Origin of the sequence: Streptomyces sp. NPDC005017 (assembly GCF_042873115.1) — a bacterium.
GTDB lineage: Bacteria > Actinomycetota > Actinomycetes > Streptomycetales > Streptomycetaceae > Streptomyces.
The window spans coordinates 53351-68710 of record NZ_JBIALD010000007.1 but is presented as its reverse complement, the minus strand read 5'-3'; the positions used below and the strand labels follow the sequence as shown (position 1 = coordinate 68710).

General features: G+C 71.0%; 14 protein-coding genes. 11 read left to right on the top strand and 3 right to left on the bottom strand.

Annotated features, from left to right (window positions below; all coding sequences use genetic code 11):
* The first annotated feature begins 30 nt into the window (after window positions 1-30).
* A complete protein-coding gene (gene thrS, locus ACFYR0_RS12720) occupies window positions 31-2007 on the top strand; it encodes a threonine--tRNA ligase (RefSeq protein WP_389325637.1) in 1977 nt (658 codons plus the stop codon).
* A gap of 101 nt (window positions 2008-2108) precedes the next feature.
* On the opposite strand, the gene ACFYR0_RS12715 is transcribed toward thrS, so the two are convergent.
* A complete protein-coding gene (locus ACFYR0_RS12715) occupies window positions 2109-2768 on the bottom strand; it encodes a potassium channel family protein (protein WP_389325634.1) in 660 nt (219 codons plus the stop codon).
* Between the two features lie 67 nt (window positions 2769-2835).
* Between ACFYR0_RS12715 and ACFYR0_RS12710 the strand changes: the two genes are divergently transcribed.
* The gene (locus ACFYR0_RS12710; RefSeq protein WP_389325631.1) at window positions 2836-3393 is read left to right on the top strand and encodes an HIT family protein; all 558 of its coding nucleotides are present in this window, start codon (window positions 2836-2838) and stop codon (window positions 3391-3393) included.
* 51 nt (window positions 3394-3444) lie between these two features.
* Here ACFYR0_RS12710 and ACFYR0_RS12705 read toward each other — a convergent pair whose 3' ends face one another.
* Together ACFYR0_RS12705 and ACFYR0_RS12700 are read right to left on the bottom strand one after the other, a co-directional pair.
* Window positions 3445-5106, bottom strand: a complete 1662-nt coding sequence (locus ACFYR0_RS12705) for a hypothetical protein (RefSeq protein WP_389325628.1) — start codon at window positions 5104-5106, stop codon at window positions 3445-3447.
* A gap of 188 nt (window positions 5107-5294) precedes the next feature.
* Window positions 5295-7493, bottom strand: coding sequence for an elongation factor G-like protein EF-G2 (locus ACFYR0_RS12700; RefSeq protein WP_389325625.1), 2199 nt, complete (start codon window positions 7491-7493; stop codon window positions 5295-5297).
* A gap of 291 nt (window positions 7494-7784) precedes the next feature.
* Between ACFYR0_RS12700 and pgsA the strand changes: the two genes are divergently transcribed.
* The 9 genes from pgsA (at window position 7785) to ruvA (ending at window position 15322) form a co-directional block, all read left to right on the top strand.
* On the top strand, window positions 7785-8471 hold the full coding sequence (pgsA, locus tag ACFYR0_RS12695) for a phosphatidylinositol phosphate synthase (protein WP_389325622.1): 687 nt from the start codon (window positions 7785-7787) through the stop codon (window positions 8469-8471).
* Entirely contained in the window at window positions 8468-9409 is a 942-nt protein-coding gene (locus tag ACFYR0_RS12690; protein ID WP_389325619.1) for a phosphatidylinositol mannoside acyltransferase, read from the top strand. Before pgsA ends, ACFYR0_RS12690 begins: the two co-directional genes overlap by 4 nt.
* Window positions 9406-10578, top strand: coding sequence for a glycosyltransferase family 4 protein (locus tag ACFYR0_RS12685; RefSeq protein WP_389325617.1), 1173 nt, complete (start codon window positions 9406-9408; stop codon window positions 10576-10578). The genes ACFYR0_RS12690 and ACFYR0_RS12685 overlap by 4 nt, the downstream gene beginning before the upstream one ends.
* Window positions 10579-10977: 399 nt before the next feature.
* Entirely contained in the window at window positions 10978-11520 is a 543-nt protein-coding gene (locus ACFYR0_RS12680) for a hypothetical protein (protein ID WP_389325614.1), read from the top strand.
* 142 nt (window positions 11521-11662) lie between these two features.
* Window positions 11663-12568 (top strand): pyridoxal 5'-phosphate synthase lyase subunit PdxS, encoded by a 906-nt coding sequence (gene pdxS, locus ACFYR0_RS12675; protein WP_389325611.1) that lies wholly within the window; start codon window positions 11663-11665, stop codon window positions 12566-12568.
* A gap of 4 nt (window positions 12569-12572) precedes the next feature.
* Window positions 12573-13178, top strand: coding sequence for a pyridoxal 5'-phosphate synthase glutaminase subunit PdxT (pdxT, locus tag ACFYR0_RS12670; RefSeq protein WP_389325608.1), 606 nt, complete (start codon window positions 12573-12575; stop codon window positions 13176-13178).
* 48 nt (window positions 13179-13226) lie between these two features.
* Window positions 13227-13979: a YebC/PmpR family DNA-binding transcriptional regulator gene (locus tag ACFYR0_RS12665; protein WP_386377209.1), complete on the top strand. Its 753-nt coding sequence runs from the start codon at window positions 13227-13229 to the stop codon at window positions 13977-13979.
* A 201-nt stretch (window positions 13980-14180) separates the two neighbouring features.
* Window positions 14181-14720: a crossover junction endodeoxyribonuclease RuvC gene (ruvC, locus tag ACFYR0_RS12660; protein ID WP_389325605.1), complete on the top strand. Its 540-nt coding sequence runs from the start codon at window positions 14181-14183 to the stop codon at window positions 14718-14720.
* Window positions 14717-15322, top strand: coding sequence for a Holliday junction branch migration protein RuvA (gene ruvA / locus ACFYR0_RS12655; protein ID WP_389325602.1), 606 nt, complete (start codon window positions 14717-14719; stop codon window positions 15320-15322). Before ruvC ends, ruvA begins: the two co-directional genes overlap by 4 nt.
* Window positions 15323-15360 lie beyond the last annotated feature (38 nt).

Here is a 15360-nt window from a genome sequence, read left to right as displayed (position 1 = left end):
GCCGCGCCCCCCTTCAGTCAGGAGAGACCGGTGTCAGACGTCCGTGTGATCATCCAACGCGATTCCGAGCGGGAAGAGCGCACGGTGACGACGGGCACTACGGCGGCCGACCTCTTCGCCGGCGAGCGCTCGATCATCGCCGCGCGGGTGGGCGGTGAGCTGAAGGACCTCACCTACGTGCTGCTCGACGGCGAGACCGTCGAGGGCGTCGAGATCACCTCCGAGGACGGCCTCGGCATCCTGCGCCACTCCACCGCGCATGTGCTGGCCCAGGCCGTGCAGGAGCTGTTCCCCGAGGCCAAGCTGGGCATCGGCCCGCCGGTCAAGGACGGCTTCTACTACGACTTCGACGTCGAGAAGCCGTTCACGCCCGAGGATCTCAAGGCCATCGAGAAGAAGATGCAGGAGATCCAGAAGCGCGGGCAGAAGTTCGCCCGCCGAGTCGTCACCGACGAGGCCGCCCGCGAGGAGCTCGCGGACGAGCCCTACAAGCTGGAGCTGATCGGCCTCAAAGGCTCCGCCTCCAGCGACGACGGCGCGGACGTCGAGGTCGGCGCCGGCGAGCTGACGATCTACGACAACCTGGACGCCAAGACCGGCGAACTGTGCTGGAAGGATCTGTGTCGCGGCCCGCACCTGCCGTCGACGCGCCTCATCCCGGCGTTCAAGCTGATGCGCAACGCGGCCGCCTACTGGCGCGGCAGTGAGCGCAACCCGATGCTCCAGCGCATCTACGGCACCGCCTGGCCGTCCAAGGACGAGCTGAAGGCGTACCTCGACTTCCTCGCCGAGGCCGAGAAGCGCGACCACCGCAAGCTGGGCAACGAGCTGGACCTGTTCTCCGTCCCGGAGCAGATCGGCTCCGGCCTCGCCGTCTTCCACCCCAAGGGCGGCATCGTCCGCCGGGTGATGGAGGACTACTCGCGCCGCCGGCACGAGGAGGAGGGCTACGAGTTCGTCTACACCCCGCACGCCACGAAGGGGAAGCTCTTCGAGACGTCCGGGCACCTCGACTGGTACGCCGAGGGCATGTACCCGCCCATGCAGCTCGACGAGGGCGTGGACTACTACCTCAAGCCCATGAACTGCCCGATGCACAACCTGATCTTCGACGCGCGCGGGCGTTCCTACCGTGAACTGCCGCTGCGGCTCTTCGAGTTCGGGACCGTGTACCGGTACGAGAAGTCGGGCGTCGTGCACGGTCTGACCCGTGCCCGCGGTTTCACCCAGGACGACGCGCACATCTACTGCACCCGTGAGCAGATGTCGGAGGAGCTCGACAGGACGCTCACCTTCGTCCTCGGGCTGCTGCGCGACTACGGTCTGACCGACTTCTACCTGGAGCTGTCCACCAAGGACCCGGAGAAGTTCGTCGGCTCGGACGAGGTCTGGGAGGAGGCGACCGAGACCCTGCGCGAGGTCGCCGAGAAGCAGGGTCTGCCGCTGGTCCCGGACCCGGGTGGCGCCGCCTTCTACGGGCCGAAGATCTCCGTGCAGGCTCGCGACGCCATCGGCCGTACCTGGCAGATGTCGACGATCCAGCTGGACTTCAACCTGCCGGAGCGGTTCGACCTGGAGTACACGTCGGCGGACGGCTCGAAGCAGCGGCCGGTGATGATCCACAGGGCGTTGTTCGGAAGCATCGAGCGGTTCTTCGCGGTGCTGCTCGAGCACTACGCGGGCGCCTTCCCTGCCTGGCTCGCGCCCGTCCAGGCGGTCGGCATCCCGATCGGCGACGCGCATGTGGAGTACCTCCAGCAGTTCGCCGCCGACGCGAAGGGGAAGGGCCTTCGCGTCGAGGTGGACTCCTCCTCCGACCGGATGCAGAAGAAGATCAGGAACGCGCAGAAGCAGAAGACGCCTTTCATGATCATCGTCGGTGACGAGGACATGAACGCGGGCACGGTGTCGTTCCGCTACCGGGACGGCTCGCAGGAGAACGGCATCCCGCGTGACGAAGCGCTGGCGAAGCTCGTCGATGCCGTGGAGCGTCGCGTTCAGGTGTGATGTCGTCCCCGCGTGAGCGGGGGTGTTCCGAACCGCTCGATCGAGCCCAACAGCGCTCGCCGGCTCTCTCCGCCCACGCGGAGGTCAGGCCCCCGGAAGGCTCAGCTCTCCGGGGGCCTCCTGTCGCTCTCGCGGGAGAAGACCTGCAGCAGCCACGACGAGAACGATCCCGTCACCGCGCCGAGCAGGGCCAGCCCGCCCGCCATCATCGCCATCGCGATCGCCCGGCCACCCGTGGTCACCGGCGTGATGTCGCCGTAGCCGACCGTGCTGAGGGTCTCGGCGGCCCACCACAGGGCGTCCCCGAACGTCTTCATGGTCGCCCCGGGCGCGCCGCGTTCCTGCTGGAAGACGGCGAGGGCGCCGGCGAAGCCGAGGAGCAGCGTCGACAGACTGGCGTAGGAGATCACGCGTGCGTGCAGGGAGAGCCGGGGCTCGCCCTGCCGGCGCTGGATGACGTCGTAGAGCGGCACGATCCGCAGGGGGCGCAGCAGGGGCAGGAGAACCACGACCGTGTGCAGGAAGTGTGTTCTGACGAAACGGGGGAAGCGTTGTCCGCTGAGGCGCCAGCGCATCACGTAGTCGAGGGCGAACAGCACCCAGAGCGCGAGCATCGTGTACGCGCACACGTCCTTCCAGAACGACGGCATGCTGACCGCGAGAACGCGAGCGGCGTAGGCGGCCAGGAAGAGCAGTGAGGCCAGGAACAGAGGGATCTCGGTGCGCTGCTCCCAGCGGGTGTAGGGGCTGTCGTCGTCCACGGGCCAAGCTTGGCCGCTGTAGGCCCTGACGCCGCCCCGGCGACACGCCCCGAACGGGCGAAGCCATATGCTGCATGGCATGACGAGTGAGCCGGAACAGCAGATCGGAGTGGGGACCCAGGATGCCTTCCAGCGCCTGTGGACGCCCCATCGGATGGCCTACATCCAGGGTGAGAACAAGCCGACCGGCCCCGGGGCCGACGACGGCTGTCCCTTCTGCTCCATACCGGCCAAGTCGGACGAGGACGGGCTGATCGTCAGGCGGGGTGAGCACGTGTACGCGGTGCTGAACCTGTACCCGTACAACGGCGGTCATCTGATGACGGTGCCCTACCGGCATGTCGCCGACTACACCGATCTCACCGACGCGGAGACCGTGGAGCTCGCGGCGCTGACCAAGCAGGCGATGGCGGCCCTGCGGGTGGCTTCGGGTGCGCACGGTTTCAACATCGGCATGAACCAGGGGACGGTGGCGGGCGCCGGTATCGCCGCGCATCTGCACCAGCACATCGTGCCGCGGTGGGGCGGGGACACCAATTTCATGCCGGTCGTCGGTCACACCAAGGTGCTGCCGCAGCTGCTGGGGGACACCCGCAAGATGCTGGCGGACGCCTGGCCCGCCTGAGCGGCGGGCCGGCGTGGTCCTGGGGGCTCCTCTTCGGAGGGGCCCCTTCCCTCATGCGTCGTAGAGGTCGGCCTTGCGCGGTGAGGCGTCCTGGACGGCGGTGCTGAGGAAGGACGAGCGCGTGCCGAACTTCTCGGTGTCCACGCCGTTCTCGGCGAGGACCTTGATGGCCGCCGAGTGGACGACGCGCAGTACGGGGGTGGCGGCGCGCAGGGCGTCGTCGGCCATGAAGCGGTGCCGCCAGGGCTGGTCGGCCCAGGCGTGGCGCAGGCCGAAGGGCTCGGGGAGGCCGATGGAGCCGCCGAGCCAGTTCAGCAGCGGCGGGTACCAGGTGAGCGGCGCGCGGACGGCGAGGCGTACGACCTCGTTGGTGGTGACGAGCGGCAGGTTGACCGTGCGGCTCTCCCAGGGCTTGAAGGACTTGGCGACCTCCTTGGTGGGGGCTTCCGGCTTGGCGGTGAACAGGGGGTTCACGGGGCCGAGGGCGTGTCCGGTGACCTCGATGCGCAGGGTGGCGTGCAGCACGGTGACGGTGATCAGCATGGTGATGACGAGCTGGCCGTCCCAGAGGGTCCACTGGACGCCGAGGTAGTGGCGGTCGCCGGCGCCGAACTGCTGCTTGTTGCAGATGTCCTGTATGGCGTGCGACTTGACCTGGTAGGCCTCGACGTCGGTGCCCTCGGGGCGGGAGACCGCCTTGGCGTTCTCACCGACGGGGCTGACGATCCAGTGCTTTATGGAGGGGGCGGGGAAGCCGCCGGTGTTGAGCGGGCCGCGTTCCAGCATGCGCAGCTGGTCGTGGATGGAGCGCACGACGTCCCAGCTGCGGAACGGGTGGATCTCGCGGTCGGCGTCGGCGGGGACGAGTTCCTCGGCGAGCTGCCAGGCGCCCCAGCGGGTGCCCATGCCGAGGACGCCCTTGGGGCCGGCGTAGAAGACGGAGTTGGACTGCTGTTCGGCGCTGAGCCGGGCCAGGGACTGGCGCAGTTCCTCTGCGGCGGTCTCGCGGGGGCTGCTGGGGACGGCTTCGGGGACCTTGGCGCCGACGCTGCTGCCGGAGAGCAGGCTGTCCCAGCGTCCGCGCAGGTCGCGGGCGGTGGACTCACAGATCCGGCGGGCGAAGAACCAGCCGACCACCGGCATGATCACGGCCGCGCGCGCGTACCAGGCCCAGAAGCCGTCGAAGGGCAGGCGGAGCACGGCGATCACGGCGACGGCGCCGACGCCGACGAGGAGGGCGGTGGCGAGCGCGGAGGCGCGTTTGTCGTCGCGTTTGTCGATGGTGGCGCGCAGCTGGAAGACCAGCAGCCACATCAGGAAGCCGGGCAGGAAGAGGAGTCCGCACACGACGCTGAGGGTGGTGAGGCGGTTGTCGCGCTCGCGGCGGATGCGGTTGGCGGCCAGGCAGTGCTCGACGACCACCTGGGGCTCGGTGCCGAAGGACTGGATCAACGGTGCCCTGCCGCTGCCGAGCATGCGGGCGACGACCGCGCCCGAGAAGGCCTCGCCGAGGTTGGGCCGGAAGATCGCGGCCCAGGAGCGGCCGTCCTTGACGGCGGACTGGTGCCAGTCGTTGTCGGCTTTCTTGATCTCCTCCATCGGGCCGTCGCGGTAGGCCGCGGAGGCCAGTGCGAAGGTCGCCGTCTGGCCCTCGTCGCCCGTGCGCGGCACCTGTGGTCCGAAGAAGTCCGCGTAACCGCTGCCAACGGTCATTCCCGCCCCCCAATGCCGCCCGTGCTTCGCTTCTGCGGCCTTCCCGACTTCTGTGCCGCGCACACCTGTTGATCAGGTGATCAGCGTATCCGCAGGCGGTGACGTCGTGTCGGCGGACGGCCGAAAGCCGGCCACCGACACGGCGCAAATCCTCTCTGCCGGGGTCACTTGGCGGTGCGGCACTCCAACTACGAGGCCTCCTTCTCGAGTTGGCGCAGGCGTTCGGCGACCTGCGGGGGCATGGGTTCGTGGCGGGCGTAGACGCGGTCGAAGCGGGCGGTGCCGTGGGAGAGGGAGCGCAGGTCGACGGAGTAGCGGCCGATCTCGATCTCGGGCACCTCGGCGCGGACGACGGTGCGGCCGCCGCTGGTCTGCTCGGTGCCGAGGACGCGGCCGCGGCGGCCTGACAGGTCGCTCATGACGGCGCCCACGTACTCGTCGCCGACCAGGACGCTCACCTCGGCGACCGGTTCCAGCAGGTGGATCCTTGCCTCGGCCGCGGCCTCGCGCAGGGCGAGCGCGCCGGCGGTCTGGAACGCGGCGTCGGAGGAGTCCACCGAGTGGGCCTTGCCGTCGAGCAGGGTGATCCGCACGTCGACCAGGGGGTGGCCGGAGGCGAGGCCGCGGGCGGCCTGGGCGCGTACGCCCTTCTCCACAGAGGGGATGAACTGCCGGGGCACGGCGCCGCCGACGACCTTGTCGACGAACTCGACGCCGGAGCCGCCGGGCAGGGGTTCGACCTCGATCTCGCAGATGGCGTACTGGCCGTGGCCGCCGGACTGTTTGACGTGCCGGCCGCGGCCGGCGGACTTGGTGGCGAAGGTCTCGCGCAGCGGCACCCGGTGCGCGACCACGTCGACCTGGACGCCGTAGCGGCTGCGCAGCCGTTCCAGGGCGACGTCGGCGTGGGCCTCGCCCAGGCACCACAGGACGACCTGGTGGGTGTCCTGGTTCTGTTCGAGGCGCATGGTGGGGTCCTCGGCGGCGAGCCGGGACAGGCCCTGGGACAGCTTGTCCTCGTCCGGTTTGCTGTGTGCCTGGATGGCGACGGGCAGCAGCGGGTCGGGCATCTGCCAGGGTTCCATCAGCAGCGGGTCGTCCTTGGCGGAGAGGGTGTCGCCGGTCTCCGCGCGGTTGAGCTTGGCGACGCAGGCGAGGTCGCCGGCGACGGCGTGGCCGACGGGGCGCTGCTGTTTGCCGAAGGGGGTGGTGAGGGCGCCGACGCGTTCGTCGACGTCGTGGTCCTCGTGCCCTCGGTCGGCGAGGCCGTGTCCGGAGACGTGCACGGTCTCGTCGGGGCGCAGGGTGCCGGAGAAGACGCGGACCAGGGAGACGCGGCCGACGTAGGGGTCGGAGGCGGTCTTGACGACCTCGGCGACGAGGGGGCCGGAGGGGTCGCAGCCGGTGAGGTCGCGGGGCGTGCCGTCGGGCGTGGTGACGGAGGGCGCCTGGCGTTCCAGGGGGGTCGGGAAGCCGCGGGTGATCAGTTCCAGCAGTTCGACCGTGCCGAGGCCCTGGCGGGAGCCGTCGCCGGCGGGGGCGGCGGCGAGGACGGGGAAGAAGGTGCCGCGGGCGACGGCCCGTTCCAGGTCCTCGATGAGTGTCTTGACGTCGATGGTCTCGCCGCCGACGTAGCGGTCCATGAGGGTCTCGTCCTCGCTCTCGGCGATGATGCCCTCGATGAGCCGGTTGCGGGCCTCCTCGATCAGCGGCAGTTCATGCTCGCCGGGTTCGGTTTCGGCCCGTGCGCCGCCGGAGTAGTCGAAGAGCTTCTGCGACAGCAGTCCGATCAGGCCGGTGACGGGCGCGTGTCCGTCCGGGGCCTGCGGTCCGTGCAGCGGCAGGTAGAGCGGCAGTACGGCGTCGGGGTCGTCGCCGCCGAAGGCCTCGGCGCAGACCCGGGTCATCTCCTCCAGGTCCGCGCGTGCGGCTTCCAGGTGGGTGACGACGATGGCGCGGGGCATGCCGACGGCCGCGCACTCCTCCCACACCATGCGGGTCGAGCCGTCCACGCCGTCGGAGGCCGAGACGACGAAAAGGGCCGCGTCCGCCGCCCGCAGACCGGCCCGCAGTTCCCCGACGAAGTCGGCGTATCCGGGGGTGTCCAGTAGGTTGATCTTGATGCCGTCCCATTCGACGGGCACCAGGGAGAGCTGTACCGAGCGTTGTTGCCGGTGTTCGATGTCGTCGTAGTCGGAGACGGTGCCGCCGTCCTCCACACGGCCCGCCCGGTTCACCGCCCCGGCGGTCAGTGCGAGGGCTTCGACCAGTGTGGTCTTGCCCGAGCCGGAGTGGCCGACCAGCACCACATTCCGTACGGACGCGGGGTGGTCGGCCGCCACTGCCCTGCCGGCGGCCCCGGGGTGTGTGTGCGCTTTGTCGCCCATGGACTTGCCTCCCGTGCACGGTGAGGTCGTCGGGGGTCGTGGAAGGCACCGACACGCGGACCGCGTGCACTGGCGGCTCCGGCGACGCCCGCGGTCCTTCGAGCTTTCCACTCCCGTCACGGTGCGTCCATACGAACGACGCGAACCGGCGGCCTCCGGTAGGTTGCGGGCCATCCGCCGGATCCGGCGCAGGGCCGAGGGTGCCCGTGGGTCGTCCGCGCGGGCGCGTGACTACGATGGGCCAGCCGGTGGCCAGCAGGGGCCGCGGCGACAGCGACCCTCGGGAAGGCCATGCTGAACAAGTACGCGCGTGCATTCTTCACGCGTGTCCTCACACCGTTCGCCGCGTTTCTGATCCGCAGGGGCGTCAGCCCGGACGCGGTCACGCTGATCGGCACCGCCGGCGTGGTCGTGGGCGCGCTGGTCTTCTTCCCCCGGGGCGAGTTCTTCTGGGGCACGATCGTGATCACCGCGTTCGTGTTCTCCGACCTCGTCGACGGCAACATGGCGCGCCAGCTCGGCCGCTCCAGCCGCTGGGGCGCCTTCCTGGACTCCACCCTGGACCGGGTCGCGGACAGCGCGATCTTCGGCGGGTTCGCCCTCTGGTACGCGGGCGGCGGCGACGACAACGCCCTGTGCGCGGTGTCGATCTTCTGTCTGGCCAGCGGTCAGGTGGTGTCGTACACCAAGGCGCGGGGCGAGTCGATCGGGCTGCCGGTGGCCGTCAACGGGCTGGTCGAGCGCGCCGAGCGGCTGGTGATCTCCCTGGTCGCGGCCGGGCTCGCGGGCCTGCACGCGTTCGGTGTGCCGGGTATCGACGTCCTGCTGCCGATCGCCCTGTGGGTGGTCGCGGTGGGCAGCCTGGTCACGCTGATCCAGCGCGTGGTGACCGTACGCCGGGAATCCGCCGAGGTGGAGGCGGCGGCCGCGCGGGAGAACGCCGAGAATGCCTCTCAGGGGAGTGAGGCGGCGAAGTGAGCGCTTCCGAGCGTCTGACCGACGCGCTGTACGGGATCGGCTGGAGCACGGTCAAGAAGCTCCCCGAGCCGGTCGCCGTGCGCCTCGGCAACGCCGTCGCCGACCTGGCCTGGAAGCGCCGCGGCAAGGGTGTGCTGCGGCTGGAGAGCAACTACGCGCGCGTGGTGCCGGACGCGTCCCCCGAGCGGCTGGCCGAGCTGTCCCGCGCGGGCATGCGCTCCTATCTGCGCTACTGGATGGAGTCGTTCCGGCTGCCCGCGTGGAGCGCCGACCGGGTCAGGAACGGCTTCGACCCCAAGGACGTGCATCACCTCACCGACGGTCTCGCCTCCGGGCGGGGCGTCGTCCTCGCGCTGCCGCACCTCGGCAACTGGGACCTGGCGGGCGCCTGGGTCACCACCAAGCTGGAGACGCCTTTCACGACCGTCGCCGAGCGGCTGAAGCCCGAGTCGCTGTACGACCGCTTCGTCGCCTACCGCGAGGGCCTCGGCATGGAGGTCCTGCCGCACAGCGGCGGCTCCGCCTTCGGCGCCCTGGCCCGGCGGCTGCGCGACGGCGGTCTGGTCTGCCTGGTCGCGGACCGTGACCTGTCGGCCTCCGGCGTCGAGGTGGACTTCTTCGGCGAGACCGCCCGGATGCCCGCGGGGCCCGCCCTGCTCGCCCAGCAGACGGGCGCGCTGCTGCTGCCCGTGACGCTCTGGTACGACGACTCGCCGGTGCTGCGGGGCCGGGTGCATCCGCCGGTGGAGGTGCCGGAGTCAGGTACGCGGCCCGAGAAGACGTCTGTCATGACACAGGCCCTGGCCGACGCCTTCGCCACGGGCATCGCGGACCACCCGGAGGACTGGCACATGCTGCAACGGCTGTGGCTCGCCGACCTGGACCCGGCGGCCGGCCCGGGCGCCGACGCGTCGAACCCGGTGAAGGGGCCGCTGTGAGGATCGGCATCGTCTGCCCGTACTCCTGGGACGTCCCCGGCGGCGTCCAGTTCCACATCCGCGACCTCGCCGAGTACTTCATCCGCACCGGCCACGAGGTGTCCGTCCTGGCGCCCGCCGACGACGACACCCCGTTGCCGCCGTACGTCGTGTCCGCGGGCCGCGCGGTCCCGGTGCCCTACAACGGCTCGGTGGCCCGGCTGAACTTCGGCTTCCTGTCGGCCGCCAGGGTCCGCCGCTGGCTGCACGACGGCGCGTTCGACGTGGTGCACATCCACGAGCCGACCTCGCCCTCGCTGGGCCTGCTGACCTGCTGGGCCGCACAGGGGCCCATGGTGGCCACCTTCCACACCTCCAACCCGCGCTCCAAGGCGATGATCGCCGCGTACTCGATCCTCCAGGCCGCCCTGGAGAAGATCAGCGCCCGGATCGCGGTCAGCGAGTACGCCCGTCGCACCCTGGTCGAGCACCTGGGCGGCGACGCGGTGGTCATCCCCAACGGCGTCGACGTCGACTTCTTCGCGAAGGCCGAGCCGAAGCCGGAGTGGCAGGGGGAGACGATCGGCTTCATGGGCCGTATCGACGAGCCCCGCAAGGGCCTGCCCGTGCTGATGAAGGCCCTGCCGCGGATCTTCGCCGAGCACCCGAAGGCCCGGCTGCTGATCGCCGGGCGCGGCGACGAGGAGGCGGCCCTCGCCCAGCTGCCGTCCGAGCTGCACGCGCGCGTGGAGTTCCTCGGCATGATCAGCGACGAGGACAAGGCGCGCTTCCTGCGCAGCGTCGACCTGTACGTCGCGCCCAACACCGGCGGCGAGAGCTTCGGCATCATCCTGGTCGAGGCGATGTCCGCGGGCGCCCCCGTCCTCGCCTCCGACCTGGACGCCTTCGCGCAGGTCCTCGACCGGGGCGCGGCCGGGGAGCTGTTCGCCAACGAGGACGCCGACGCCCTCGCCGAGGCGGCCGTACGGCTGCTGGCCGACCCGGAGCGCCGCGAGACGCTGCGCAAGCGGGGCAGCGCGCACGTGCGGCGCTTTGACTGGTCGACGGTCGCCGCGGACATCCTGTCCGTCTACGAGACGGTGACGGCAGGCGCGGCCGCGGTGGCGGCAGCAGACGACAAGGACCCAGGCCCGGGCCTGAGAGCCAGATTCGGCCTGGCCAGAGACTGACCCCCGCCAGATAACGCGAGGACGGCCTAGGGGCGCGGGGAACGGCGCGGCGAGCCACTTCGGGGCCTGCGGCGAAGAACGGCACACCGGCTACCCCGGGGGGCGTGGGGAACGGCGCGACGGGCCATCCCGGGCCCGCGGCGAAGAACGGCACACCGGCTACCCCGGGGGGCGCGGGGAACGGCGCGGCGAGCCACCCCCGGGCCCGCGGCGAAGAACCGCACACCGGCTACCCCGGGGGCGCGGGGAACGGCGCGGCGAGCCATCCCGGGCCCGCGGCCAAGAACGGCACACCGGCTACCCCGGGGGGCGCGGGGAACGGCGCACCCCCCACGCAAGGCCCGCACGCAACCGCGCCCGCACCCCAGCGGCCAGAGCGCCACGCTAGCCTTGCGGCCCGTGACACCAACGCTCATCTGGATCCTCGTAGCCCTCGTGGCCATCGGCCTGTACCTGAGCTGGACGGCCGGACGGCTGGACCGCCTGCACTCCCGCATCGACGCCGCCCGCGCCGCCCTGGACGCGCAACTGCTGCGCCGCGCCTCCGTGGCCCAGGAACTGGCCACCGCGGGCGTCCTCGACCCCGCCGCCTCGATGGTGCTGTACGAGGCCGCGCACGGGGCCCGGCAGGCCGAGGAGGAACAGCGGGAGGTTGCCGAGAGCGAGCTGAGCCAGGCACTGCGGGCGGTGTTCGCGGAGTCGGCGCAGGTGGAGGCCGTACGGGCGGCGCCCGGGGGAGAGGCGGCGGCGCGTGAGCTGACGGAGGCGGTGCGCCGGGTCCCGATGGCCCGCCGCTTCCACAACGACGCCGTCGGCGCGGCCCGCCGGCTGCGCCAGCACCGCAAAGTCCGCTGGTTCCGGCTCGCCGGTCACGCGCCGTTCCCGATGTCCTTCGAGATGGACGACGAGCCACCGACGGCCCTGCTGGAACGGGTGGCCTGACCAGGGCGTTCCGGCCCACCGCCCCCGTTCCGCAGGCGAAAACGATCCACCGGCTTCCCATTGGCCCTTGCTGTGGCCCGTCCGGTTCACGTTTCCTCGGTGCAGCAGAAAACCGCTTTTCCCTTCAGTGAGGTCGAAACCCGTGTCCATCACCGAGAACCAGGCTCCCGCCACCGGCACCGCCCGCGTCAAGCGCGGTATGGCCGAGCAGCTCAAGGGCGGCGTCATCATGGACGTCGTCACGCCGGAGCAGGCGAAGATCGCCGAGGACGCGGGCGCCGTCGCCGTCATGGCGCTGGAGCGGGTCCCGGCCGACATCCGCAAGGACGGCGGCGTGGCCCGGATGTCCGACCCGGACATGATCGAGGGCATCATCGACGCGGTCTCCATCCCGGTGATGGCCAAGTCCCGCATCGGCCACTTCGTCGAGGCCCAGGTCCTGCAGTCCCTCGGCGTGGACTACATCGACGAGTCCGAGGTCCTCACCCCGGCCGACGAGGTCAACCACTCCGACAAGTGGGCCTTCACCACCCCCTTCGTCTGCGGTGCCACCAACCTGGGCGAGGCCCTGCGCCGCATCGCCGAGGGCGCCGCGATGATCCGCTCCAAGGGCGAGGCGGGCACCGGCAACGTCGTCGAGGCCGTGCGCCACCTGCGCCAGATCAAGAACGAGATCGCCAAGCTGCGCGGCTTCGACAACAACGAGCTGTACGCCGCCGCCAAGGAGCTGCGCGCCCCGTACGAGCTGGTCGCCGAGGTCGCCGAGCTGGGCAAGCTCCCGGTCGTGCTGTTCTCCGCCGGTGGCGTGGCCACCCCGGCCGACGCCGCGCTGATGCGTCAGCTCGGTGCCGAGGGCGTCTTCGTCGGCTCCGGCATCTTCAAGTCCGGCGACCCGGCCAAGCGCGCCGCCGCCATCGTGAAGGCCACCACCTTCTACGACGACCCGAAGATCATCGCGGACGCGTCCCGCAACCTCGGCGAGGCCATGGTCGGCATCAACTGCGACACCCTCCCCGAGACCGAGCGCTACGCCAACCGCGGCTGGTAACCACATGAGCACTCCTGTCATCGGTGTCCTGGCCCTCCAGGGCGACGTACGGGAGCACCTCATCGCCCTGGCCGCGGCGGACGCCGTGGCCAGGCCGGTGCGGCGGCCCGAGGAGCTCGCCGAGGTCGACGGCCTGGTCATACCCGGCGGCGAGTCCACCACCATCTCCAAGCTGGCCGTCCTCTTCGGAGTGATGGAGCCGCTGCGCGCGCGGGTCCGCGAGGGCCTGCCCGTCTACGGCACCTGCGCGGGCATGATCATGCTCGCCGACAAGATCCTCGACCCGCGTTCGGGCCAGGAGACCGTCGGCGGCATCGACATGATCGTGCGCCGCAACGCCTTCGGGCGGCAGAACGAGTCCTTCGAGGCCGCGGTGGCCGTCGCCGGCGTCCCGGGTGACCCCGTCGAGGGCGTCTTCATCCGCGCGCCCTGGGTCGAGTCCGTCGGCGCGTCGGTAGAGGTGCTCGCCGAGCACGACGGCCACATCGTGGCGGTCCGCCAGGGCAACGCGCTGGCCACCTCGTTCCACCCCGAACTCACCGGCGACCACCGTGTTCACTCGCTGTTCGTCGACATGGTGCGCGCCGACGGGACGGCCGAGTCCTTGTAGGATCTCTGGCGTTCGTTATGTGGATGGTTACGCGAAGGAGACAGGCAGATGTCCGGCCACTCTAAATGGGCTACGACGAAGCACAAGAAGGCCGTGATCGACGCCAAGCGCGGCAAGCTCTTCGCGAAGCTGATCAAGAACATCGAGGTCGCGGCCCGCATGGGCGGCGTCGACATCGAGGGCAACCCGACCCTTTACGACGCCATCCAGAAGGCCAAGAAGCAGTCCGTCCCGAACAAGAACATCGACTCCGCGGTCAAGCGCGGCGGCGGTCTCGAGGCCGGCGGCGCCGACTACGAGACGATCATGTACGAGGGCTACGGCCCGAACGGTGTCGCGGTGCTCATCGAGTGCCTCACCGACAACCGCAACCGTGCCGCCTCCGACGTCCGCGTCGCCATGACCCGCAACGGCGGCAACATGGCCGACCCGGGCTCCGTGTCGTACATGTTCAGCCGCAAGGGCGTCATCATCGTCCCCAAGGGCGAGCTGAGCGAGGACGACGTCCTCGGTGCCGTCCTGGACGCGGGTGCCGAGGAGGTCAACGACCTCGGTGAGACCTTCGAGGTCATCAGCGAGGCCACCGACCTGGTCGGGGTCCGTACCGCCCTCCAGGAGGCCGGGATCGACTACGACTCCGCCGAGTCCAGCTTCGTGCCCTCCGTCCAGGTCGAACTGGACGAGGACGGCGCCCGGAAGATCTTCAAGCTGATCGACGCGCTGGAGGACAGCGACGACGTGCAGAACGTCTTCGCCAACTTCGACGTCAGCGACGAGGTCATGGAGAAGGTCGACGCGTAACCCCGCCGCGGGCCGAGCGGATTCCGGCGGGCCGGTGGGACGCATCCCACCGGCCCGCCGCCGTTGTCAGTGGCACCGACTAGCCTGGCCCCGTCAATGGATCAACGGCGGCGGACCGCAGCCGTGGATCGGGGAACCACGCCGACGGTCAGCCAGGTCCGCGAGAGCGGCGGCGGTTCAGCCGTGGAGGAGGGGTGCAGGGTGCGTGTACTCGGGGTGGACCCCGGACTGACCCGGTGCGGGGTCGGTGTGGTCGAAGGCGTCGCCGGGCGCCCGCTGACCATGGTCGGCGTCGGAGTCGTCCGGACGCCCGCGGACGCCGAGCTCAGCCTCCGCCTCCTGGCCGTCGAGCGGGGTATCGAGGCCTGGCTGGACGAGTACCGGCCCGATTTCGTCGCCGTGGAGCGCGTCTTCAGCCAGCACAACGTCCGTACGGTGATGGGCACCGCCCAGGCCAGCGCGGTCGCCATGCTGTGCGCCGCCCGTCGCGGCATCCCGGTCGCCCTGCACACCCCCAGCGAGGTCAAGGCCGCCGTCACCGGCAGCGGCCGCGCCGACAAGGCACAGGTCGGAGCCATGGTCACCCGGCTCCTGCGGCTGGACGCCCCGCCCAAGCCGGCCGACGCCGCCGACGCCCTCGCGCTCGCCATCTGCCACATCTGGCGCGCCCCCGCCCAGAATCGACTCCAGCAGGCCGTGGCCCTGCACGCAGCCAAAGCACCGAAAGGCCGTACGACATGATCGCCTTCGTCAGCGGCACAGTGGCCGCACTCGCTCCGGACGCCGCGGTCGTCGAGGTCGGCGGAGTCGGGATGGCCGTGCAGTGCACGCCGAACACGCTGTCCACCCTGCGCCTCGGACAGCCCGCCAAGCTGCACACCTCCCTGGTCGTCCGCGAGGACTCGCTCACCCTGTACGGCTTCGGTGACGACGACGAGCGGCAGGTCTTCGTGCTGCTCCAGACCGCGAGCGGCGTCGGACCGCGCCTCGCCCAGGCGATGCTCGCCGTGCACGCGCCCGACGCCCTGCGCAGAGCCGTGGCCACGGGCGACGAGAAGGCCCTCACCGCCGTGCCCGGCATCGGCAAGAAGGGCGCCCAGAAGCTGCTGCTGGAGCTGAAGGACCGCCTCGGCGAGCCGGTCGGCGCCCCCGTGGTCGGCGCCCCGGTCACCCAGGGCTGGCGCGACCAGTTGCACGCCGCCCTGATCGGCCTCGGCTACGCCACCCGGGAGGCCGACGAGGCGGTGACCGCCGTGGCCCCGCAGGCCGAGGCCGCCGGCGGCACCCCGCAGGTCGGCCAGCTGCTGAAGGCCGCGCTCCAGACCCTCAACCGCGCCCGCTGACCCGGCGCGGGCGCCGGCTCTCCCGGCCCGCGCCCGCC

What these genes read in the sequence shown, in the direction of transcription:
- ACFYR0_RS12710 (WP_389325631.1), top strand. Translation starts at nt 2,836, where the DNA reads ATGCTGCATGGCATGACGAGTGAGCCGGAACAGCAGATCGGAGTGGGG.
- ACFYR0_RS12705 (WP_389325628.1), bottom strand. Translation starts at nt 5,106, where the DNA reads ATGACCGTTGGCAGCGGTTACGCGGACTTCTTCGGACCACAGGTGCCG.
- ACFYR0_RS12700 (WP_389325625.1), bottom strand. Translation starts at nt 7,493, where the DNA reads ATGGGCGACAAAGCGCACACACACCCCGGGGCCGCCGGCAGGGCAGTG.
- pgsA (WP_389325622.1), top strand. Translation starts at nt 7,785, where the DNA reads ATGCTGAACAAGTACGCGCGTGCATTCTTCACGCGTGTCCTCACACCG.
- pdxT (WP_389325608.1), top strand. Translation starts at nt 12,573, where the DNA reads ATGAGCACTCCTGTCATCGGTGTCCTGGCCCTCCAGGGCGACGTACGG.
- ACFYR0_RS12665 (WP_386377209.1), top strand. Translation starts at nt 13,227, where the DNA reads ATGTCCGGCCACTCTAAATGGGCTACGACGAAGCACAAGAAGGCCGTG.
- ruvA (WP_389325602.1), top strand. Translation starts at nt 14,717, where the DNA reads ATGATCGCCTTCGTCAGCGGCACAGTGGCCGCACTCGCTCCGGACGCC.